This is a genomic window from Pseudomonas sp. B611 (assembly GCF_055407965.1).
This window is the reverse complement of sequence record NZ_JBUZST010000006.1, coordinates 1-23,263: the sequence shown is the minus strand read 5'-3', so window position 1 is coordinate 23,263 and position 23,263 is coordinate 1. Positions and strand designations below refer to the sequence as shown.

24 protein-coding genes and 1 pseudogene are annotated in these 23,263 nt (G+C 41.2%); 8 read left to right on the top strand and 17 right to left on the bottom strand.

Annotation, left to right across the window (positions count from 1 at the left end; all coding sequences use genetic code 11):
* Positions 1-82 precede the first annotated feature (82 nt).
* Positions 83-362 (top strand): annotated as a pseudogene (locus tag ACZRMO_RS14880) (addiction module antidote protein).
* A 51-nt stretch (positions 363-413) separates the two neighbouring features.
* On the opposite strand, the gene ACZRMO_RS14875 reads toward ACZRMO_RS14880, so the two are convergent.
* The 12 genes from ACZRMO_RS14875 to ACZRMO_RS14820 form a co-directional block, all read right to left on the bottom strand.
* Complete coding sequence (locus tag ACZRMO_RS14875; RefSeq protein ID WP_156890628.1) at positions 414-734, bottom strand: hypothetical protein; 321 nt, start codon at positions 732-734, stop codon at positions 414-416.
* A 76-nt stretch (positions 735-810) separates the two neighbouring features.
* Positions 811-1,542, bottom strand: a complete 732-nt coding sequence (locus ACZRMO_RS14870) for a hypothetical protein (protein WP_463968092.1) — start codon at positions 1,540-1,542, stop codon at positions 811-813.
* 85 nt (positions 1,543-1,627) lie between these two features.
* Positions 1,628-1,825: a hypothetical protein gene (locus tag ACZRMO_RS14865; protein WP_156890629.1), complete on the bottom strand. Its 198-nt coding sequence runs from the start codon at positions 1,823-1,825 to the stop codon at positions 1,628-1,630.
* A gap of 37 nt (positions 1,826-1,862) precedes the next feature.
* A complete protein-coding gene (locus tag ACZRMO_RS14860; RefSeq protein WP_463968091.1) occupies positions 1,863-2,555 on the bottom strand; it encodes an SOS response-associated peptidase in 693 nt (230 codons plus the stop codon).
* Between the two features lie 16 nt (positions 2,556-2,571).
* Positions 2,572-2,814 (bottom strand): hypothetical protein, encoded by a 243-nt coding sequence (locus tag ACZRMO_RS14855; protein ID WP_122749025.1) that lies wholly within the window; start codon positions 2,812-2,814, stop codon positions 2,572-2,574.
* Positions 2,814-3,341, bottom strand: coding sequence for a hypothetical protein (locus ACZRMO_RS14850; protein ID WP_463973335.1), 528 nt, complete (start codon positions 3,339-3,341; stop codon positions 2,814-2,816). Before ACZRMO_RS14850 ends, ACZRMO_RS14855 begins: the two co-directional genes overlap by 1 nt.
* Positions 3,342-3,554: 213 nt before the next feature.
* Positions 3,555-4,157: a PHP domain-containing protein gene (locus tag ACZRMO_RS14845; protein ID WP_157222877.1), complete on the bottom strand. Its 603-nt coding sequence runs from the start codon at positions 4,155-4,157 to the stop codon at positions 3,555-3,557.
* A gap of 95 nt (positions 4,158-4,252) precedes the next feature.
* Positions 4,253-4,633, bottom strand: coding sequence for a hypothetical protein (locus ACZRMO_RS14840; RefSeq protein WP_177324617.1), 381 nt, complete (start codon positions 4,631-4,633; stop codon positions 4,253-4,255).
* Positions 4,634-4,659: 26 nt separating this feature from the next.
* Positions 4,660-5,100: a hypothetical protein gene (locus ACZRMO_RS14835; RefSeq protein WP_463973334.1), complete on the bottom strand. Its 441-nt coding sequence runs from the start codon at positions 5,098-5,100 to the stop codon at positions 4,660-4,662.
* A gap of 51 nt (positions 5,101-5,151) precedes the next feature.
* Positions 5,152-5,460: a hypothetical protein gene (locus tag ACZRMO_RS14830; protein ID WP_367235975.1), complete on the bottom strand. Its 309-nt coding sequence runs from the start codon at positions 5,458-5,460 to the stop codon at positions 5,152-5,154.
* Between the two features lie 82 nt (positions 5,461-5,542).
* Positions 5,543-6,556, bottom strand: a complete 1,014-nt coding sequence (locus tag ACZRMO_RS14825; protein ID WP_463973333.1) for a DNA adenine methylase — start codon at positions 6,554-6,556, stop codon at positions 5,543-5,545.
* Between the two features lie 147 nt (positions 6,557-6,703).
* The gene (locus ACZRMO_RS14820) at positions 6,704-7,270 is read right to left on the bottom strand and encodes a hypothetical protein (RefSeq protein WP_463973332.1); all 567 of its coding nucleotides are present in this window, start codon (positions 7,268-7,270) and stop codon (positions 6,704-6,706) included.
* 834 nt (positions 7,271-8,104) lie between these two features.
* Here ACZRMO_RS14820 and ACZRMO_RS14815 point away from each other — a divergent pair.
* The 3 genes from ACZRMO_RS14815 to ACZRMO_RS14805 all read left to right on the top strand — a co-directional run bounded on the left by ACZRMO_RS14815 (position 8,105) and on the right by ACZRMO_RS14805 (position 14,551).
* Complete coding sequence (locus tag ACZRMO_RS14815) at positions 8,105-10,732, top strand: hypothetical protein (RefSeq protein WP_463968087.1); 2,628 nt, start codon at positions 8,105-8,107, stop codon at positions 10,730-10,732.
* 59 nt (positions 10,733-10,791) lie between these two features.
* On the top strand, positions 10,792-13,368 hold the full coding sequence (locus tag ACZRMO_RS14810) for a hypothetical protein (protein ID WP_463968086.1): 2,577 nt from the start codon (positions 10,792-10,794) through the stop codon (positions 13,366-13,368).
* Between the two features lie 931 nt (positions 13,369-14,299).
* Positions 14,300-14,551 (top strand): hypothetical protein, encoded by a 252-nt coding sequence (locus ACZRMO_RS14805; protein WP_057021777.1) that lies wholly within the window; start codon positions 14,300-14,302, stop codon positions 14,549-14,551.
* On the opposite strand, the gene ACZRMO_RS14800 is transcribed toward ACZRMO_RS14805, so the two are convergent.
* Positions 14,548-14,772 carry a hypothetical protein gene (locus tag ACZRMO_RS14800; protein ID WP_463973331.1) on the bottom strand — a complete coding sequence of 75 codons (225 nt, stop codon included), beginning with the start codon at positions 14,770-14,772 and terminating at the stop codon, positions 14,548-14,550. The two genes, ACZRMO_RS14805 and ACZRMO_RS14800, sit on opposite strands and share 4 nt — an antisense overlap.
* A gap of 457 nt (positions 14,773-15,229) precedes the next feature.
* Between ACZRMO_RS14800 and ACZRMO_RS14795 the strand changes: the two genes are divergently transcribed.
* From ACZRMO_RS14795 to ACZRMO_RS14780, 4 genes are all read left to right on the top strand, one after another.
* Positions 15,230-15,493, top strand: coding sequence for a hypothetical protein (locus ACZRMO_RS14795; protein ID WP_156890633.1), 264 nt, complete (start codon positions 15,230-15,232; stop codon positions 15,491-15,493).
* Between the two features lie 108 nt (positions 15,494-15,601).
* Positions 15,602-17,500 (top strand): hypothetical protein, encoded by a 1,899-nt coding sequence (locus ACZRMO_RS14790; protein WP_157222879.1) that lies wholly within the window; start codon positions 15,602-15,604, stop codon positions 17,498-17,500.
* 223 nt (positions 17,501-17,723) lie between these two features.
* Positions 17,724-18,464, top strand: a complete 741-nt coding sequence (locus ACZRMO_RS14785) for a hypothetical protein (RefSeq protein WP_157222880.1) — start codon at positions 17,724-17,726, stop codon at positions 18,462-18,464.
* Between the two features lie 108 nt (positions 18,465-18,572).
* Positions 18,573-18,716, top strand: a complete 144-nt coding sequence (locus ACZRMO_RS14780; RefSeq protein WP_156422427.1) for a hypothetical protein — start codon at positions 18,573-18,575, stop codon at positions 18,714-18,716.
* Positions 18,717-18,782: 66 nt separating this feature from the next.
* On the opposite strand, the gene ACZRMO_RS14775 is transcribed toward ACZRMO_RS14780, so the two are convergent.
* The 4 genes from ACZRMO_RS14775 to ACZRMO_RS14760 form a co-directional block, all read right to left on the bottom strand.
* Positions 18,783-19,676, bottom strand: a complete 894-nt coding sequence (locus tag ACZRMO_RS14775; protein WP_463968084.1) for a hypothetical protein — start codon at positions 19,674-19,676, stop codon at positions 18,783-18,785.
* A gap of 47 nt (positions 19,677-19,723) precedes the next feature.
* Entirely contained in the window at positions 19,724-20,215 is a 492-nt protein-coding gene (locus ACZRMO_RS14770) for a hypothetical protein (RefSeq protein ID WP_463973330.1), read from the bottom strand.
* A 57-nt stretch (positions 20,216-20,272) separates the two neighbouring features.
* Positions 20,273-20,584 (bottom strand): hypothetical protein, encoded by a 312-nt coding sequence (locus ACZRMO_RS14765; protein WP_144269764.1) that lies wholly within the window; start codon positions 20,582-20,584, stop codon positions 20,273-20,275.
* Positions 20,585-21,143: 559 nt separating this feature from the next.
* On the bottom strand, positions 21,144-22,682 hold the full coding sequence (locus ACZRMO_RS14760) for a tyrosine-type recombinase/integrase (RefSeq protein ID WP_463973329.1): 1,539 nt from the start codon (positions 22,680-22,682) through the stop codon (positions 21,144-21,146).
* Positions 22,683-23,263: the final 581 nt, after the last annotated feature.

Sequence of the window (23,263 nt, the reverse complement as noted above, 5' to 3'; positions counted from 1 at the left end):
ATAAGGGTCGTGATCCTATACCGTAGCGAGAGGATATGACCGCTGAACCCAGCCTCAATGACGTCGATCTAGGAGAACGTGCATGACCCAGCTCAAGCCATTTGAGGCGTCTGAATACCTCACTAACGAGGACACCATCAGCGAATTCCTCACTGCCTCGCTTGAAGACCCAAACCCTGACGTGTTCCTGCGCGCCTTGCAAGAAGTCGCCAAGGCCCGTGGTATGTCGCAGTTGGCCCGAGATGCAGGCATGAACCGTGAGAGCCTGTACAAAGCAGGCACCAGGTGCAAAGCCCCGGTATGACACAGTGTTAAAGCTTGTGAATGCGCTAGGCGTGAAGCTGACGGCACAGCACGTTTAGGCCCGATACCCTCCCGGACTGACCGGGAGCATGAGTAAATCAAACCTCCATCTAGGAGGCTTGTAATTCAATTTCTTTTAAATATTTTATCTGCTTATGAGTTATTACTGTCTCGCCACGGAAAAGCAATACCTCTTTGTTCTTGAATCTTCGAACAGCAACCCCTACTTCTTTGACCAGATCCCAGCTCACCATCGAATCTAGTTTTACATCATAGTAGTCCAAAGAAATTACAGTTCTTCCTGAATAATCTTTGTAAGATAAGCCATACGCGCAATAACCGTAATCACGGGCTATATGCCTTAAAGAGTCAATCAACCCTTCGAAATGGGTTAAATATTCGTCATCAGATTTGAATTTAATTTTACTCATAGTAAATATAGTTTTGTTTATGAGTCAAATTATACCAAACCAAATAAGCAAAATTCGCCCATAAGGCGAATTAATTTCATAACTTAAATCTTGGCCTACCAGGCTTATTTTGCTCAACCGGGGCAGGCTCAGAAAAAACGCCCATCACTCGTTTAGCAAAAGAGTTTTCAAAATCAGCAAACCTGTTGGGAACAATGAATTCGTTTTTAAAGCCTTTGACGTATGGATTGTGGGCTATCCAGGTATTGGGCATGTCTAGTTCACGCCATTTAGTGAAATCGTCGCCAGAAAGCTTTTGGAGGTCATCCAGCTTCTTGATAGGAATCCCCTTCTCAGTGATGTTCCTCACCAACTGCGCTTCAGTGTCTTTCAACGTCATACCCTTCACCTTTTCGTACCACTTCTTAAAGGTGTTATCGAGATCAAGCATAAGCTCACCTTGGCTGACACTGTGATTCCTCAAGGTGACGTAATTATCCACAGTCTTGGTTAAGGCATTGATGGTCATTGGAGCATGGTCTTTCTGTGTATAGACATTGCACATGTCAAAGCCATAGTAGTCTTCTCCATCCTTCTGAATCACGGTGTTGGTGAAAACAGGGCTACCAAAATTAAGTATGTTCGGGGCTTTCACGCCTTGCGCACGAACCTCTTCTGCAATCAAGGCTGTTAACCAGCGCGGTAGAAACGCTTCTTCTTTGATTTTCGACATTTTGTAATCAACGTCAGGGCTGACGTTGTTGGAGTAATCCAAAGCTTTGATGAAGCTTTGAACCTGTGCGCGGTATTCAGATTTTAGATTAGCCATGGATATTATTAATTGTTATGAATAAATCATAGCATTTCTTTCTGCCTACATCTAAATCTCTTAACCCTCTTAAACCTTTAAACCTTTAAACCCCTTTCGGCATTTTATTTGAAAACAGCATTTGATCTTCATTGATTGATAATGGGCTCTCTGAATATCCTTCCCAATATATTTCATCCGCGATAGTGCCGCCGCACCATGTGACTTGCTTTCTCAATTGATCAATCTGATCATTTGAAAAAATTTGGTCTGGCGAGTATTTAATATCTGATACGTCAGTCATGGAAACTTAATATTTTGTTATACCCAAATTATACCATTTAGGTTATCGACTTTATGAGATAAGCCCCTTTGTTCTTCACGTTCCCTACGTCTTTGCTGACCGGATACCACTCAAAATCTTCTGCAGGTTGCCCAAGATCGCGGGCAATTTCCTTTGCTCGATCCTTCGTCAGATCAGGAGAAAGCCATTCCCGCGCAAGCACGGGAGAAAGAACCACGGGCCTACGGTCATGTACGTCTACCATGCCCCCACCAGCATCGGCAGTGATGATTAAAAAGCCCGGTGGCTCATCAGGCGATGGACCTGGCTCTACCTGGGCCAGTCCAGCGAAGAACATAGGCTTGTGGCTCTTCAACCTGATGAAGAAGGGTTGCTTCTTCTCATCACCCGGTTCTTTGACCCATTCGTACCAGCCGTCCGCTGGAATCAGCGCCCGATGGTCAGGGAAAAGCGTTTTATAGAATCGACCACGAGCTATGGTTTCGATTCTGGCATTGATCGGCTGCACTACCTTCGGCTTCGGCCAAGACACCTCGCGCTTCCAACCCCAATGCACGGGCGAGATCTGCGGGCCATCAGGTTCGGCGTGAATGACAGGAACGTCAGTGCTGGGAGCGATGTTGTAGCGGCCAATGGGTGTCTTATCCACCTTGGCGAACAGATCACCTTGGGGGTCGAGTTCCTGCACATACTCATCAAGGCTTCTGAACATCACGAATCGACCACACATAAACCTTCTCCTTCAATCACAGCTTGGGAATCTCACCTGTGGCTTCAGCAATCGTTGCTAGGGTTTCTTCCATCTCGCCTATCTGGTCTTGAAGCTTCATGAATGACAGGTGAATTGAGTCATCCACATCGACAGTCTGACTGCCCCGGAGAGCATCAACTTCGATCTCAACAACAGATTCCAATTCAGAGACCGTTGCACGTAACACCCGGAGATGTTCAAAGATCCCAACTAGCAGTGTCTTGCTGTCCTTGCTCATCAGTCCCACCCAAGCTTTTTGATCTCTCGCCGGTAGGGTGTATCGATCTGGTCCGGGACGTTTTCCATGTACGCCTTGGCGTGTTCCAACGTCTTGCCGTCCAGGGAGATCAGGTACGAAAGCACATCAACGAGAGAGGGTATCAAGCCTTCTACGTCTTCAAATCGTGGAGGCAAGGCAGTCCATATGACGGCATTGAGCTGCCTATCCGCTGCCCATTTCCCAAGTACACCAACCGTAGAACTGTTGATGGTAAAAACACCCACTCCATCAGCTCTATAATCGGGAATCTGCTCACGTATGCGGAGGGCCTGCACAGCCTCATCGAGCGACTGAACGTCTAGGACTGCCCAAAGCACCTGACACGGTGGACCGTTGAGGCATACCGCCGTTGCAAGCTCCCCACCATCGCCTACCCGTGAAAACTCGATAGGCAGTTCAGGCCCGTCACTGAACCAGTCTGAAGCTAAAGGAAGCACACCCGGCTTCCATATCAGCGATCCCCATCCTAGGCATGCAATTTTCAAGTCTCAACCCTCATCCACTTAACTTCAGGTAGAAATTTGGAGGCCCTCAATGGTAAGAAATTCATTAAAAAGCATAGACTAGAAACTAATATTTGGGTTGAGGTGGAACGGTCCAAGAACGGTTAAATCACTATAGAGCCCTTGATAGGGCTTTATTTTTTACCGAAAAAAACCGCCTGTGTGGGCGGTCTGATTGTTTAGCATGGGATGCTCTCACATTTTGGGCTTTAGCCTTTGAGGTTCTTTCTGCTTTAAATTTAATTCTTGTTGTTGCATGTGTTCATATGCTGACTTGACAGAACCTTCAGCAAACATCAAACCTTGCAACAGACCTTTTGCTCTCAAAGGTGCGACGTTGTATTGCGAAGGAATGTCAACGGTATAACCTTTCCCTATCGGCTGATTATGCAACGGCTTAATATTCAACAGAGTCTCAACTCCATTATATCGAAGTAGTTTTTCTTCGGTTATTTTTAAAGTAGTATGAGGACCGGTTGGATCAATTTTGAAATGACCATTCAAATAATACTCTTTAAAATCGACCAAATGATGATTGCCAATTATATAATCATGAATTTGTTTAGCCACTAAAACATTTTCAATATTAATACTCTCAGGAATCGATGACTCTTCCACTCCAGCGTTTTTAAGAATCAACGATTTATTGTTAGAGTACCGTTCAAAATAAGTTTGATCCGGCTTGGGAATACCTCCTCTTGCTCGAGTCACAGCTTGCTTATTATTGTAGTTTAAAGAATCTACAATAGACTCAGTAACTATGTCATTTAAATTATCCTTCGTAAATTGTTTGCTCATGCTTGTTTACCTTTTGCTATGAAAGCGTAATTACTTTCATAGAGTTAATTATATCATTTTAAAACCCACAAATAACGATAAGCACTATTCACGAATCAATCCAAATAAAAAGATAGAGTCTTGAATTCATCCTCATACTCAAGCTCGTATCTTTTACTAGCCACATTCCACTGCTTTATTCCATCCGATCTCAAATTAGAAACCTGCCCAAAAACCCAATCAATATAAACATAATCAATAGTATCTACATAAATGAAGACACAGGTTTCATCTGTTAAATAGATTTGAACACATTCGCTATCGATCACATCAACCCGCGTAACCTTTCTCTCAAATCTCCCATTATCAACCATTAATCGAAATTTGTTTTCTTCAACAAACATGCAAAATCCTTGAAAAACCCTGCTTTTGCTTTTGCCGGCCTCAAGAGAAATAGTTTCTATTAGCATCATAAAACCACCATTCTTATCATCCAATCAGCGGAATTGCTGAATGGCATTATTCAATCATCATCATTAAATAAATGATTCATTGTGTCCCACGACTCAAGAACAGCACGCAGTTGCTCGCTAACATCAGCTATGTCGCCCCCGTTGAATTCCTCTCTTACCATTACCTCAGAACTGAAATCCACGTAACCCGCAAATTCACCGTCATTGTCTGCATAATTTAAGTAAATTTCGGTCATACCTGATGCAATAAGCTTTTCAAATGTTTCTTGAAGAAAATCGTCATCAAAGCCATAACACTCATAACAAAAAATCAATGTCTCCGGGTTTGAAAGATTCATATGATAAACAGAACCCATTTGATCGATTAATTCAGAAACTGCACCACTATACTGACTGATATCCGAAACCTTGTCCCATTGAGGAAAATTATCAAAAACGAATTTATCGATTTTTACTTGCTCGGCATTAAAGCTAAACTCCACTTGCAACATATATTCACCTTATCTTAAACCAACCAGCAGAATTGCTGATAGGTAGTTCATTCATTCTTCGAATGGGTCTTCGTCAACTTCAAAAGCAAGGGTAGTACCATCAGAAAGCGATACGCTCATGGCTTCGAAATCCACAGACATAAATTGCTGTTTTAAAAAATGCAAATCCTCATCAATGCCCCAGCACTCAATCCAATAAACTAGAAAATCACCAATTTCTGATTTTCCTAGCCAAATTAATTGAAACCTTTCGGCTTCATCAATACTGACAAAAATAGCCTTTTTCTTTTCCTCACCATCGTAAATCTTCTTCTTTATAAGTTCCCAAAAGCTGTCTATCTCTATTTCATCGACACTCATAAATCACCTTTACAAATTATTGCCAGCGGGATTGCGGACATACATTTTCCGTCTAAAACTTGTTATGATTTCGCAGTGATTTTTACCTTTCTTTGTGCAGCACATGAAGAAATTCAGTAACGGTTTCACCACCGAATGGATTCTTTTGCCCCTTTATTGAACTGAACCTTTTATGTTCCATTTCGTGAACAGAATATTTCCCATTTGCAGACATAATGTCAGCGATCAGCGCAGGTGGCATGAGGCTTTCACTTGAATAGCTCATTACAAGGAATTCGAAATTTGCCAACTCAACCAACTTCCTGAATTCGTCTTTTACCAATTTCTTGCTCGACCACGGAGAGCCAACCCTTCCAACACGCTTGCCAGTGATTCCGGCAATCTCAGGTTTATCATTCAGCGCAATGGTATTGAGTAGGTGATAATCCCCGCTGTACTGACGCTGGTTGTACGGAGGATCGAGATACAAAATGTCTCCACTAACATGCGTGATTAAATCAGTGGCATCACCCATGTATACATCATTACTCGCCACAGCTTCTTTCAGATCGAACGCTTTGAAGTGAATTGGATTGAGAGACGATGCTTTGAATTTCTTTAAGTAGGCTGTATATAAACCAGTCGTATTCGAAACCTTGTCAGCGCCTTCCAGCACGGAACAGAGGCAGTAATAAAACTGTTGTTCAGTCAGCTCGCCACGCCCGTACATTCCATACACAAGGGCAATCCCCGCATCAATCAGCTTTGCGTTGTCATTGGTGAAATATGTGCGCCCGGCAGATTCACTATAATTCTGAAAAATGAACCCTTCTTCACCACTCATGTTGTGATTCATGTAATCCAAAATAGGCTGACATTCATACACTGTCGAAGAGTCATTATTCAGAAGATTTTCCAAGGTCGCATAGGAGTAGTACTCCAGGTCATTAGCTACGACCTTAAAACGGTTTTTGAAGTGATTCGCTACCCTGCCCGACCCTGAAAAAAGGTCACACAGTACAATCTCATTAGACGGCTTTGAGATAGTTGAAACACATTCATTAATTACAGAATCGATGAAACCAAGCAGCTTTGTTTTGGAACCGAGATATTTCAAACGCGCACAGAGCGGCGCACATCGTCAGAAGTGACGTGTGGAAAAGACTTTAACTTTTCTGGCATGCATTGCAGTATTGTTCAAAACTGCTTTTAGAAACGTGAAAGCGTTTCAGTTAATGCATAAGATTTAAGCAAGTATCATTTGTTATGCGGGTTTAAATCTCGGATACAGACTTTCATACTCATCAGGTGTGTAGGCTTTAACAAAATGACCCCCACCGACATCTATAAATCCCTGCTCTGCCAAGCTAGGGCGTTCTGAATACCCCCAAAGCATAAGTCCTATATCGTTAATCCATCGTTCTTCATTGAGGCTACACTCACCTTTGTAAGCGCTCACAACCAATGGTTTTACTCGATTCGAAATACGCGTGAGAATTACTGCACACGAAAGCATTTCACAGCACAACAAATGCGAAATTAAACAACTTTTAAATTTATCAAATAGAATTGGAACAATACGATGAGGTACACCATTCAACGTATCAAATCTAAAAACCAAAACCACGTCAGTTTTATTTGTTATTTCAAAATTAAATGCCTCAGAATCGCAACCCCAAACTTCACGTTCGGAGCTACCACCTAGTGATGCAATCTTTTCAAAATCGAAATAATACCTACCTCCATCTTCGCTAAAACAAAAATCAATTATTTCATCTAAATCGCTCTTGCTGCAGTGAATCTCAATCTCATTTCTAAAAATATTAGCCATATGGAAATACCGGGTACGCCTCTCAGAATGAGATAGCGGAAAAGACTTTAACTTTTCTGGTTCGCACTGCTGAAATCAATCAGCGTTTAGAAATGGGCTATTTCAGATAGTGCGATTGGTACGATTACTTACTGGTAATACCGTTGAAGCTTCGCATAGAGCTTTCACGCCAAGGCATTTCCATAACCACTATTTTTCGAATCCCGTTGATTCGATGAAGCGAACTTTAATGATTTTAAAAATATTGTCAAACAGCCAGAATCTAGAAAAAACAGATTTTTATTTAGCCAAAAAATCTTAAATCCAAAATGATGATTTTGGTAAATAACACATAGAAGCTCGCACATCGCTGCAGCTCTTAGTTTCTCGGGGCTAGAGGTCATTTAAGAAAAGGAAATGACTATTTTGGAAAAAAATATAAATCTGATTTTTTTGGAAATGCTGTTCACACTTGCCATTTCTGATAGTCAAACTCGATCAGGTGTAAGGAGGTCGATTAAAACGATTTTGAAAAAATATGCGGATCACAGCTTGAGAACAGAGAACAAAGCAACCTAACACGTCTGATGTTTCGCACAGCTCACCAGGAGCTTGCTTGTCTCCCCGGCACAGTAGGCCACAAGCTATGCAATGTGATGGGGTAGGAAGCAGAGCGAGAGCTACACACTGCCTATCCAAGGAGGGAGGAAGATCCACCAGGAGAATGGCAAATGGGTAAAAAGGCAATCGGCTTATCAGCCGAAATCACGAAGCCAAATGGTATAATTTAGAAAACCAAACCTATTACTAATGCGTCAATTAGCTCTCGCCTTTCTTCTATTGCCTTTCCTGTATATGTCACAAGCATCTGCAGCAGAATGTGGATTCAAATCAGATAACAAAACAGTAGATCCTAATTCATCAACGCTTTGCCCTGAAAACATCGCCATGAAACTAATGAGCAGTTCCGTTGGCGAAGGGGTTCTTCTTCTAAGCAATGATCAAGATACACAATACGCAAAGATCCAGGAAACAAAAACAGATTCACAGTTACGTTTTGATGAAGCGAACCAAGATCATTTTATAAGAGACAAGCAATACACAAGGGATTTAGCTTCCTACCTAATAATTGCCATATTTATTATAATATGGTTAATCATGGCGCTCAAAGCTTGGAAAACGGGTGAATTTCATGACTCAAAAAATGATCATGGAGAACAGGTAAAAGCCAGATATAACTTCTTGAATAACCTATTCATAGCAATTGCGGCGGTAGGGATATTTGGGCTAGGGATGGTTGGACAGAAAAACTCTTTATCCATAGCAGACGCAGTAATTATAAGGCTTGACGTAACATCTGAAATCGCAAAGCAGAAATTCATACAAATGGTAAGTTGGGTTAGACAGAAAGGATATTTGGAAACAACCGTTAAAGACTCTGAAACAGGCGTTGTAGATGATGTGACAAAGGGACAAGCCGCCTTTACGGCTTCAGCTTTGTCAAACCAATTAATTTCAAAAGCCATTGTCGCGAGGCTTTCAAGTCAACTCTACAACGACATTTTCAACAAGAGTGACTCATCGAATTGGGTTGTATCGAATTCGCTATCTGACATCTCAAAACAGGAAAACAATACCTTCACATTTAAGAAATTAAGCGATAACGGAGAGCTATTGTTTAAGCTTGACCCTGTGACGGTATTCAAATCAGAGCTTGATGCAGGTGCAGCAACACCTTACCTAAAGGAAGTCAGGTACAACGAAAGGTACAGGGACGAAGCTGACATTCGCACAGTAGAAGCAACTGCAAACCAGTTAAGAAATGAACTGCGTAACGGCCCGTTTGAAAACAAGAAAGCAGAATACGAAGACATAAAAAACAACGTAATGGTGATGTTCTATAAGGATACAAGAGCAAACACTTACCTCAAAGAATTACCAAACGATTTTAAGCTAGCAGACGATGTGGCTGTGACTGTCTTGAATCTGGTATGTGCCGAAAATAAACAACTGCGCCTTTCCGCGAAAACCTACATAGATGCACATAAAGGTATTGGGACAAGAGGCACAGGTTCAATTGAATGCGTTGGAAACGACTGGCAAGTAATGGGCGAAGACCCAATAGCGACTTACAAAACAAAGCTCTACGAAACAAGAAAGAAACTGGAAGACACTTATCGTGACAGAATTTTAGCCTTTAACGATGCGTTCAGCACGGCTTTGGAAAGTCCTTCGATCCTGACTCAGTTGAAAAAAATGATTAAAGAGGGGGAGCTAAATTTCTATTTCAATTACCAGAATCTTGTTGAAGAGACTACTTTTACGAGCATCAATCAAAACCTATTCAACACCAAAGTCTTGCAAATTTCAGAAAGAAAAGCAGTGGATTTCTTCATAGATGATGAATGGGCACGAGCGCACGGATATGAAGCTGACTACAATAACCGAGTCAACATCAGCCAATACGTCAGAAATTACTTTATAAAGACTGACCGTGCAACATTGCCAACTATCACTGATGCAGAAGCTATTACTCAGAAACTGATCTTCGATAATGGTACGTCTGCCGGAATGCACAATGACTTTGAACAGGGCGCAGGAATAGGCTTTGAATTGCCTTCCACTGCCTTAAAACGCTGCAAGCTTTCAGTTACCCACCCAATCAAATGTTATCAATTGTACGCAACCAGCTTAAGCAATACGGCTAGCGATTTGAGAGCCTTCGGACTGACCCTAGCTATTACAGGGCAAATTGCTAACGATTATGCCAAGTCAAAAATTGAAATGCCTAAAACCGATAGCGCAGCTAACATTGGAAAGCCGAATAAAATCCAAGCTGGAAGCTCATTAGCACAGACAGTAACTTTCATAGCAGCAGGTATTGGCTCAAGCATTGTGTCTTTGAGTCTGACACTTGACATGATTAGTAACGGTTACAGATTTTTGCTTATCTCAGTAACTATATTGCCGTTCTACACAATGGCGGTCACACAAAAATACTTCGTGATAGCACTCATAAAATTCTCACCATTCTTCCTATTCGCTTTCGTGAGACTGAATGACGCTGACAATTTCGCCGCAATGCGCAGGAATATTTTTGCGTTTGCAGTGAGCATTGCAGTTTTCCCTATACTGCCTCTTATTGCATATACAATAAATTGGGAGGTAATCAGGGTCGTTTTAGTATTCACAGATGCATCGTTCTATTATGAAAGGGGAGGTATCTTTGACAACATTGTTGGATTCTTTATTGAGTGTATAAGACCGTTCATAGTGACATTGGTTTCGACAAGCATTTGTCTGCACTTTATGCAAAACACCCTTAAATTACTCGGAGGACACATGATGTTTGCAGAAGCGGGAATCAAGGTTATAGGCTGGATGATGACAATCGTGAACGTTTTATCAATCGGCTCAATAGGTATGATTAACAAGTTAAGCACAGGCTTTATTTCTTCTTTAACATCTTACAAACGAAGCTGATTACGCGTCATTAGGAAGGGCTTGAAATGGTATAATACTTTAAAACAAGCCCACCTTTAATGAAATTCTCAACTTATGCATTTCTGCTTCTATTAACCCTATTCCCACAATTTGCTAATGCAGAGTCTATTGGTTCTAAAGCAACTGCATTTATACAGTCTCAAACAGATGAAGAAAGAAGGTCTGGATTCACAGAGCCAGTATTAGACTCATTGTATGGCTGTAAAATGACACAGAGCATTGCTCAAGGGACAGAGACTGGCAAATATAACTGCACAGGAAAGAACAACAAGTTTAATAGCGGCGTATCCAAGATTGTAAATCAGTCTATCTGGAAAATGCTCACAGTGATTACCACTCTTGCGTTTTTAATTCTTAGCAGGTGGTTTTATATTAAAGTATTTGCCGCAGCCTCTCAAAAAATGAACGAGAAAAACTCCGCATTAACGGCCACATTAATCACCTTACTATTTTATGCTTTTGCTTTTCCCGCTTTCGTGAATGAACAGGGGATTAGATACAACATATTTACAAAGTTAGCGATAGGGACGTTTTACAAAGCTCACTCCATAGCGGAATATTATTTATTCAACGATGCTCAACAAACCAAAATTGAATACCCAAAGCGCTTTATCCCCGCTGTGAATTCAGGTGGACCAGCTAACGAGTACAACGCGATTAGCTTTCAATTGTGTACGTCGAGTATGTCAGAGCAAGAAGCCTCAAAAAAACAAAAAATCATCTTCAACTTTAACGAGTCTACAGGTGAATTTTCAGCCTTTCACCAAGTGGGGAGCTGCATACTAGATGTCAGCTTCACTATCGACATGAATACTGAAAGCATTGCAAAACGTTATGGCTTATCCAGCTATGTGGAAAATTCGATTGAGACAATGAAACGTATCATTGAGGAAGAATATATTCAGAAGGCACAAGGAATCGCTGAGAACGTAATCAAGGCAGGTAAACCTAGATTGGGAGTACCTGACACATACACATCAGGTCAGCTCGTTTGCAGTGACGAAGAGAATTTCAATCTTAGCGGTATGAGCCCTAATAGCATTAAAGACTATGCCTACGATGCCGCAAAATGCATGCACGGGCGCGTGATTGATGACCTCAACAGGGTTCCAGGATACACAGAAGCGTTGATACCCAAAGACCGAATGGTAAGAGTTTGCTCAACTGTTGACCACAGCGCCGGGTCAGAAACCAGTTTAGATCGTGATGCCAACTCAACCACCTTTACTAGCAATTCGACTCTTGAATCAACGTTGAGAGCTTGTGCAGAAAGGGCTTGTGCAAATGATTCAAGCCCAAAGAACTGTGCTGACTCTCTGAATTTTTACAACCTGTATTTCAAAAACAGATACATGACCAATCCCAACATGGTTACTTTTTTTGCAAAGATATTGAATACCGATTTCAAAAACACCCTATTCTCTGGCCCAGGTGAGCAATTAGCTTCAACGTTAAAATTAGACATGTATCAATCGTCAAGCATACTCACATCTGAAATCAAGGACAAAGAAGCTTTTACTGTCGAATACGAAAGGATTCAGTCGAATATTAATTTACAGTACTTCATAAACAATAGTCTTGATGCAAGCCAATTATCACCAGTTGCAAAGGATTGGGACACAGCATTTTTGAAATCCATTACAATCGGAAATGACGGTCCTTTAAGTATAGATAGAGTTGTTGACTGCTTGCAGTACTCTAGCTCAACGTCGCCAAGTGGCAGAGAATGTGGTTCTGTGTTTTTAGAAATTGAAGGCTTTGGGCAAAACCTTCTTGCAGTAGGTATGATCATCAAGGCAGAACTCAGAGTAAATGATGCGATAAGAAAGAACACTTTTAGCAGAACTAAAGAGGCAGCAGGATTAAACGCTAGCAAGAATGTAATAGAGCTTGCATCAAGCTTCTTCGGATCATTCACAGGTAAGATTGCAATCCTTGCAACAGGCATAACCGCTTCCACAAGCTTTAATGAGATCTACAACCCCGTAGGATTAAGCGTTGGCCCTGAAGCTCTCATAGCGCTAGCTATAATTGTCAAGGTTCCGCAAATGGCTGCCTTCCTGGACACTTTTGCAAACTCCCTGATTTTGGGTGGAAACGCTTTGATTTGGGCAATTCCTCTTGCAATTGTTCTGAGTGGTTTGAGCGTAATATATACATCTATAAAATCCATGATAGGTTTTTCTGTCACCGCCCCGACTACAATTCTTCAAAACATCAATGGAACAACAGTTGATAAACATACGGATATTTTTAAATTCATCCAAGAATTGGTTTTACTTTTTCTCTCAATAACTTGTTATGCCGTGATGCTGTACCACTCCTTATGGTACATAAAAGCGCTATTTATCTATAAGGTTATCGACATAGAAAAGATAACCGGCAGTTTAAATATCGGATACAGAATCACCGGAATTGGTGACATTTATTCAACCTTGATGGGAATCAGTATCTACCTTTGTATTGTCTTGATGTTATGCATTCACATAATTCGCAGATCCACCCAAATCAAAGAATTCATTGGAGTGATTCTGTATTCAACAGAAAGAAATCTCCCTGAACACGCCCAAGGAATAGAATTCTCTTCAAGCAAATTCGGAAAAAACAATATATAAGTTGGCCTTATGGCCAATTTGAGATTGCGCAGATGCTATAATTAGGAAAACAACCTAACACTATAATGTCAATCAAAATATCAAAAAATGAATCTCAGTATTCAGATGAAGAGAAAAGCGCTATTCAGCAACAATTCGATTATGCAATGAGCCAATATTGTGAAGTAGACAACCTCTACAAAATAGCTAAATTGACGGCGCTATTTTTCCCATATGGATTATTAGCGACTTTCTTTCCAATACGAAGGTTAATGCAAGCAGATCACAGCCTTTTTAGGTATTGGATGATTCTGCCAACTTTATTGGTTATCATGTTCATTTCAGCAAACATCTATGTTTGGTATGCTTATTTTTCTGTTCGCAGCACACCAATCTCCGACATGTTCCCCTTCCACTTAGTAATCATCTGTTCGATTTGTTTATGGACAATCGGATTGTTCGCACAGAAGATTTCAAAAGTAGCATGGCTAATCAGAGAACTCATCTATTACAAACAAGTCAATCGGTACAATCACTATAAACGAATCGTAGCTAGCCGCTTCACCACGTCAGGAATGAAAGGTCTATTCAATAAATTTGCAGGTAGGATTAAATAAAGCTCAATGCCTGCGGCAAATGGCAAGCATTAAAGCTCAACCCATTTGCCATTTACTTCTATCACACTGAATAGCCCGTGAATAAAATCCAAAAAGCCTTTTGTTTTGTACAGTCGAATCATTCAACGAGAATCTACTTATCCAATCATATAAGCCATACCAGGTGCTTCTCGCGTCAGCGAATGCTCCACCAGGTACTCAACCTTCCCTAGGCCGTTCCTAGGCCATTCCGAACAGAATCCGAAGCCTCTATTACCCCGATAGAATCTGTCCAAGTCCAGGGAGCGCAGGGCCGGGTATACTCATCCATACCGCAGGTTCAGGGAGTTGACCGTATGGACAAGGAATTCAGCTACAACCCTCAAATTCCGTGCATTGTGCTGCACAACGGCCAAGATGTAGGCGCGCTGGTAGCCGGAAGGCTGTACAGATTCGATTCCAGCCTAACCGCCGCCAACCTCCATACAGAAGCAGGATTCCTTGTGGATAACGTCCTATTTCAGTACGGAGAGCCCATAGGCCACCTTGAAGGCAGAAGGCTCATCATTGATAGCCGTTGCGAAATCCTAGAACTGGTTGAAGCCTAACCGCCCTTCTCTGGTCCACCGGCAAGCTGACTACGTGCAGCATCGAGGGATTCCAGCAGGCTCTGTGAGTAGCTGACGGCATCAGCTAGAGCCACTTCTGCAAAGCCCGTATCAACCTCTACGAATTTCTCCATAAACGCCCTGCAGTACTCCTGCCATTCCCCATCCTCACCCAAGCCATAAAGCCCAAGCCAACAGGCGATGATCTGGTGTACGTGCATAGCATTCCTTGCAGCCTCTCCTTGTGTCCGTAGAAAGGCTTCGCGGTCATCAGAGACCGAGTATTCACGGAAAGCTTGTAGGTGCTGATTCAGGTTCAGGACACACGCAGACACGTCAAAATCTAGCTGAATGCGCTCCCTAGGGTTGTACCTGTTGCGTATCGGTCGAGACATGTCAGTGCAGCCCTGGAGGTAGACGATCTGATCCTACCTCCAGATCTCGCAGCAAAGCCACTTAGCAATCAGAGAAAGCAAAAAGCCCGCATGATTGCGGGCTTCTCTAAAAACAAACCTAACTACAAGCAGCGGACTTTACTACAAGAAGAACAACATGCTGCTTGCTTTTATAGTTTACCATTTAAAACCTAAAACGAAGCCTTAACGAAAAATCTTTTTCAGAAAATTAGATTTTCTTTTTTTAAATGCTATTATTTAAAAACAACAAACCTTTACTAAAATGAAAATCAGATTATTTACCTTTGCAGCTTTAGCGTTGCTTTCGAGTTTATCCCATGCGAATGACTCAACTCAAAACAAATCAGGAAAACAGAATATAGCTGAACAAAACCTTATTCAAACCACTCGACAAATTGTTGACTCAGTGGGTTTCGTTGATATGGATGCACAGTCACGTTCTTTTTTAAGCACAGACTTCAAAGGAATTCCTATTGAAGATTATGAAGACACAAACGATTATGACGCCCATATAGACGCTTCATGATTAACCACTTATCAATTAAAGCCTCAACAGAGGCTTTAATTTTGCCAAAAGGAAAAGTATGCAAACGGCAAAATGGTATAATTAAGCTAATAAACAAACCTTTAAATCATGCAAAAATCACTAATAGCCATATCAACACTTTCTGTTTTGTTGATAGCAAACACAGCATCAGCAATTACATGGCCTGCTGAACAAACATACGAAGAATCGCTAGGCGCAGAAACATGGTCAACAGACGGGGGATGCAAGTCGGGGCAACAAATCAGTATGAGACGAGTCTTTTTTATTAATAAAGATGGTAGTAAAACCTATGTAAACAAAGGAAATGGAGTTTTTGTAAATGGTAGTGAATCGTATGGCGACGGATTTGAAATATTGTCAAAATGCTACGAATCGACAAACACAGCAATGGAAGAAGCTAAAATATCGGAAGTTGTATCAGAAGTAGTTTCGCAAAAATGCGAAAATCCGTTAGAAACAGGGTCGATAAATAAACGTCGTGAATATACGCTATGGAGTTCAGACAGAGTAAACAGTAACTTTAAAACAGGTTTTGGTGTGATGGTTACTAGCACTTGTAAATTAGTAGAAACAAAGGTTTTTGATAATCCAGTTTGCTCAATAAAAAACCCTGAATTTCCATTCGGAACGATTTTTGGGACATGGACAAGAACGACAAAAGACGGCATAGCAGGAGAATGGAATTTAAACGGATTTTTTACAAACGTTAACAAATGCTTTAAGACAGTAACTGAAACCAAAAATCCTACATGCCCCGCTGGTTACACCGGGCAAATGACGCAATCGAGAACGTATGATTTATGGAAAACTGGTAGCACAAAAAATGATTCTGGCTTTATCACAACACAAGACACTTGTTCAAAAACTGAAAACAAACAGCTTGTACAAGAGAATTGCCCATCAGTGAACCCAAACTACCCACTTGGAACTACGAACGGGCTTTATTCAAGGACGGTGACACCAGCAGGAATTGCCAGCGATTGGAAATTAACAGTGCTTATTTCTAATGCCTGCTACTACATGAAAGACACAGTAACAAGCACAAATGAGGTTTCATGCCCAACAGGCCAATCAGGAAAAATCATAAGAGAAACGCACTTAAAATTAAAACAATACATCTCTTGGTCACAAAACGATTCTTCATACATTGTTGAAACTGAAAATAGCTGCAAAGCGTCAGGCCCCGTCACTGTTGAAGTAAAACCCGGTAGCGAAACCGTAAGCTGTGATTCGTATTATGGAACACAAGCAGGAACGTACACAGGAAACGTTACCAAGACTGGAGACAACATCACAATCTTTGACCCTATAAGCGGAGCGACAAACACAACGTTCCAAACGAAAAGCGAAGACACAACATCGTGCATAAAAGAAATCACAACGACTACGAAAGAAATCATTGAAGAAGAATGCCCAGCCGGATTTATAGGTAAAATCACAAAGTATTTAGTAAAAGCTGAAAGCACCACAGGTACTGTTTATCCATATGGAACCACGCCAATTCTTGATTCAAATACCTGCACTGCTGTTTCGGTAAGCGATGAAATAAACGCACCTAGCACTGAACATTTGCAAGATTCAGTTCTTTCAAACTTGAGTTTCACCACAACCTCTATCTCAAAAAGCGATTTGATAATCGACCAACTCAACAAAATAGACACATCGAAGCTTGAAGGCAAAGCCTATGTAATGAATATTAATGCTGACAATTTAAGTTCCGAGGCTTTCGATAAAAACAAAATAACTAATCTTGTAAAAACATTTAAAACGAAACTGGGTCAATCAGCTAACGTAAAAATATCATCAGTACCAGTGACATTGGATAAATACATTAATCAAGATGGCTTAACACAATCTAGAATTCGATTAGAAAGATTATCGCTTTCTGGCACTAGCGTTAACAATGGCACAGTCACTGTCAAATACGTTTCTCTTGCGAAATCAACACCTCAACATTTCAGCTTCACAGTAAAGGTCTTTGATTAAGATAAGCCACCAACAGAAGCCCTACGGGGCTTTTTTTGTACCTTGAAACCACCGCCATGAGCCGTCCTAACCTTACCCACCACAAAGGCACCCTCCAACCTTAGAAAGCTCTCAAATCAATCGACAGCCATCCTAAATAGGAACTCTTCAACTTTCATTGCTTACGGGCTAATTTGCAAAACCAAAATGCTATAATTCGATTAACAAACAAACCACTACAAAAATGGACAACAATCAACCAGCGACAGACAAAAAAAGTAAGTTGAATACATTATTAATGCTTATGTTAACCTTTATTGGTGTAAGTTTATTTTTACTATCTGCTTCATATTTAATTCTTCTACATAAAAGCCTTGATCGACAAGGATACTATGTTCATCAGTTCTTAAAAGAAGAACACCTAGCATCAATGTTCTACATCGCTGTTGCAGCGGGCTTTTCTTATTTTATATGGCGATGCATCAAAATCGTTATCAGAATTAAGAAAGAAAAATTCTGTCTGGACAATATTCAGGGAGCTTTTATAGTGGCGCTTTTCATATTTTTTATGACTTTTTTTATTTTCTTAAACACACAGATTAGGTTTGAGCTTTTAAAAATCCAGGATATTAACGTAATACTTGAAGATGCAACCTTGGAAAAATATGAAGCATACAGCCCGTCACGATTCCCACATTACCAATTCAAAAATGCACAGTTCAGATTCATAAGAGAACAAAGTACCAGCTTAATAGAAATACGAAAGATCAGTAATCTTTATGCCACGAACAAGCTGGTAACACCAATTGAACCGCCTTACTATGATTTGCACAATTTATCGAGCGTAGAACTAAAAGCGGGGTTATCGCCACTATTTGCATTTTACTACTTGGTTATTTTTCAATTTCTCTTGACTATATTCTTAAAGCTATGCATTTATTTACCATGTAAAGTGATAAATTATAGCATTCAACGAAAGGCTTGACACTTAATGGTGCCAGCTGCATTCCAAGTCGTTTTATCACTAATTAATGCGCGTTCAAATGTTATAATTCTTGTATTCAGCACTTATGCTGAAAAACAGGATTACATAATGGAAGAAATTAACGATGATGAGTCATTTAAGGAGCTATATGAATTTCTAGACCTAATCAAAATAAACCAAAAAAAATTGAAGAAAGCCCAAATAATAAGCTTTACCTATCAGAAAAGGCTTTCAGCAGAGGGGAAAGAATAGACGAGGTAATATTTGATTAGTTAAAAAATAAAAAAGCCTCTCACGAGGCTTTTTTTAGGTCAGTCATCAGAAGGTCATGAGCTTCACAGCATGCTCAAATGCATTTTCCCTCGCTTTGACGTGACCCTGGCTCAACAGGAAGGCCAACACGTCATCACCGCTGTAATGCTCTGCAAATGCTTGTCTAGCCACTCTCCTATCGATCACATCATCGATCACGGCATCACCAAGAAGCCGAGATTTGTACACCAGCGTTTCTCGTAAAGCCTTTAGGTAGAAAGCGGTGTCATCAGGGCTACCAGCTCCAACAGCAGGCGCTGTGAGCTTCATTCCCCTTACCTTCTGTATCTGATCCACACATTCAGTGCAGGAACGCTTTAGCGAGCGATTGCAGGTCACGAATGACCCAGTGCCATGGTGCTTGAACCCAGCAGCGTGTATAGGTGCTTCAAGGCTCTTTGGACGAGGTACGCGCAAGGTGCTGACACTCTTGTTCAGAGCCCACACGAACATCTGTGCGTTGAATGCGTACTGGTCATCGTCCTTATGCTTGCCGATCCTACACACCAGGTCGTAAAGCTTGCTATGCAGGCTTCCCTTGATGGTTGTTACCAGAGTGGGGGCAAAGCCAAGGCTAGCCAGGTCGTTCAGCTTTAAGGACGTGACAGAGCTGATTGTGAGGTAGTGGAAGGTCTTTGACTTCGGGACAATCGTTACGTCATACCCTTCGATGTTTTTGGCACTCATCAGCTTGAAAAGCTTGTCGGTCAGCAGGTCATCAGCAGTGAAGAACTGATTCTTCACACCTTGCGCATTGAATGCTTTCAAGCAGAAAGCCGCCTTCTCTTTGGCAATCAAGGTTTCTGTAGCGGGGTTGAATATGACTTGGAATTTGTCAGCTTCAAATGATGCTAACTGGTTTGAAAAATGGTCGATTCTAGCTATTTTTGTTTTTGTCATTTTGTTCTCGTATTTTTGTTATTTTCTCCTTACGGAAAAGTAGGTAATTAGAATGGGATAAGACCATCAACACCTTCTTGATTCATATCATTATTAAATTGCTTATATTTCTTGAATTTCTCTTTACAAATCTGTCCATTTACCAAAGCAGCAGATCTAAACGACTTATTCAATGCGCTAGGCATTTTCATCTTCTCTTCAATACTACCTTTACAAGCGAACTGGACATTCACCTTAAAAGTCGTTTCACCACCAGTCCTATTACTATTTTTAGTTTCAATGAAATTCATATACCTCAAGACATTCAGGGATTTCTTACGAGTATTTTCAGAAACGTCCAAATACTTATCAAGGTCATGAAGGTTAACTTTGCATTCATTAAATCTATCCATATTTTCGACTGCAGCCATCAGGATCTGCCCAGCCACTTTATCAAATCCAACCACCGCAATATAATAAGGCATTGCGCTCGTAAAAATTTGCGCGTAAAAATTCTTTTCTAATTTATTAAATGTTATACTATTAAAAGGGTTCTTCATCTCAACCTCAACTCATTAATTAGACTGTTTGCCGCAGTCTTTTTATTTTTCTATCAATTAAAGGTTAAGGAACTTAACTTCAATCCACATCATTCCATGGGCTTTATCATGCTCAACAGCAATTAATTTCTGCTCAATTAAAACGTTCATGCATCTGCGTACATTTTCGCTTGTGCAATCCATCCACTTCATAATCTCTGCTTTGTCCGTATAAACGACATGCAAGCCAGTTTCTGTTTTATCAGCAGCAGTGCAGAGTTTTATCAATAGCGTATGCGCGGAGTGTTTTGTCAAAGCCACTTTACAAAGAGCTTCCAAGGCTTTGTCAGAAGTAGGCAGTTTTATATATCTTCTATTCTCAATGTTCATGTTGATTATTATTTAGTTTGTTTTAATACGATAGCATTTGAAAAACACAAAATTGTGGTTTAAGCACAAATTTGTTGAAAAATATTTTAGTATGAGTAAATAAAGCAAACTTTGGAGTACAATTTTTTGTACTCCAAAAAGAGAAATTCCACAAATATGTTGGAAAACACCGCTTTAGAGTACAGTTTTTTGTACTCTAAAATACCTTTACAGTACAATTTTTTGTACTGTAAAGTCTCTACAGGCCACGGAATTCAAGGACTGAAAACCTATAGCGCGCGCGTATAATTTTAGATCTCATTAAAAACCTAAAGGCGTCAGCAAATCTAGCCATCAATTGTTGGGCATTGGATCATGCATTAGAATTGAAAATGCATTCGACAGGTCAATAACTTTTATTGATCCTTGATGATCATTCATTTTAAGAAGTTCGGGCACTCGCTGCGCGAAATTGTTCAGCACTGCAAGCCCCAAACCTTTGGATCATGCCTTTGTCGCTTAAGTATCCGCCAAGACACTTTTTAAATTAAAGCTATTCCGGCATTTCCATAAACGTACATCAAATATCAAATTTAACCTTTTCAATAGCTTCTTTCTTTGCCATAGGTGTTGGTCCATCAGAGTAACGATCAAAGGTCATAGAAAGGCTACCGCCAACGTCATGCCCTACAATCGACATAACAAGGATGTTTTTCGTATCGGCACGTTCAAGCTCCGTGACCATTGTGTGTCGAAAGGAGTGAAAGACTAAATCCTTTGGATATCCAAGAGCGATTTTAAAGGCAGAGAACTCACTGCTCATTTCTTTAGATTTTGTTCCATACTTCCCGCCTCGATTCGTTTTCAGCAAATATCCGTCTTTGGATTCAGCCTTTAAGCGTTTAACAAGTGTTAGCAATTCTGAGTGAATTGGTACAAGCCTTTCACCAGCGTTGGTTTTAGACTGTTTAATGTCTATACAGTAAACACCATCCACCTCAACCAAATCTTCAACCTTGATTTGGCATATTTCTTCGATTCGTGCGCCTGTGTAGCATCCGAGCCTGATCAAATCAGCAAGACGTGTCTTTTCTTGGCTTATAGCATTGCTGTAGAGCGCCTTGACCTGTTCCTTGGTAAATCCTTTACGAGCATCCTCTTTCCTCGCACCACGGCGTATTTTAGCCACAGCGTGATTTGCAAATGGATTAACTGGATATTTTTGTCTGAAATCCACGTTATTGAACATGAATTTGTAAAAGGCATTGTAGGAACAGAGGTACTGCAATTTCGTTTTATCGGCACATTCAAGCGATTCCAAGAAAACACGAACCGATTCATAATCAAGCTCAAATTTCTGTTTTTCCAGAAACGACTTAAGCATGTTCAAGCGTTTTACGTGCCGATCAATAGAGCGCAGCGTTACCTTACGTTTCACTTCATATTTGTGAAACTCAACGAAATTCTTCTCTGTCAGAGGATGCCTTTTGACGAACTTGGTTGGTTCTGCAATGAAGGTTTTGACCTGTTCCTTCTCTGCATTGGTTTCTGCATATCCGTGGAATGAACCTAATTCAAGGGTATTTTCCAACTTCTCAAGGAGCCCTTCCGATTGCTTGAAGGTTTTGCTTGGTTGGCTCTGGAATTCGTTCAGCTCAGTCAAAATCGAAGCCAGTGCCGGGTGCAAATCCTCACCAAGAGCCTCTTTTTCTTCAGCCAAAAGATTCAGAAAACTATGGTGGCTGTCTATTTCTTTCACTGCCTGTACGTCTTCAAATTCTGAATCTTGAAAAGCCTTCTTCCTATCCTCTTTCCGCTCCATCAGCCTGCGCTTTATCTCGCCCAGGTTCTGGAACATTTCGTCAAATTTCACATCGACTGGCAGTGAAGCTAGGGTCTGCATTTCTTGCTCAATGACGAGCTTGCGCCGCTCCACTGCTATGCGGTTTTTGAACTCATGCAGATCCTTGGTACGAAGCACAAGGGCTTCGCTCTTACGACCCGTTTTGAGGCTCTTGATGAACTCAGTTCTGTTCCCAAAAGCAGACCTAACATCCTTGGGAATCGCTACGCGGACGTACCACGTCCCATCGATGTTTTTGAGATTATCGACCGCCATAGCGTGAGCATCCTGTACAATTTTTAGCCTGAAGGCATATGGCCTTCTCATCTGCACAGAATGTAATGCCACGAACAGCTTTTTGGAAGTGGTTTTTGGAAGTAAAAATTGCTGTAAGCACCGCATATCAAGGTTTACAGGGGGTTGCGCCATTTTTGGAGACAGTTCGAGTCTCCCTCGGGGCACCATCTTAAAAAAAGACCTTGAAATTCAAGGTCTTTTTTTTCGTCTGTAGAAAAGTGCGAAACTCACGCCGCCTTCCTTTGCCTGGCGATCTATCGCGCCGAGACCTCCCCAGAAGCCCCCTGGCACGCCAGGGCAGCACGACCCTCCCTCCTACCGTTCATCGCCACTCACGGCCCCCTGAAGGCCTGCTGGAGAGCATTACGGCGACCGGACAGATTGGCTCCAGCAGTGACCCAAACGCACTCAAAAACCATGAACTTGCCCGCGGCTGGAAACGACCAATCAGCCCTTCCCGGGCTTTTCTCGCGCCCAAAACAAAACCCCATCTGCTTTCGCAAATGGGGTTTCGGAATTTAATCTTGACGATGACCTACTCTCACATGGGGAAACCCCAC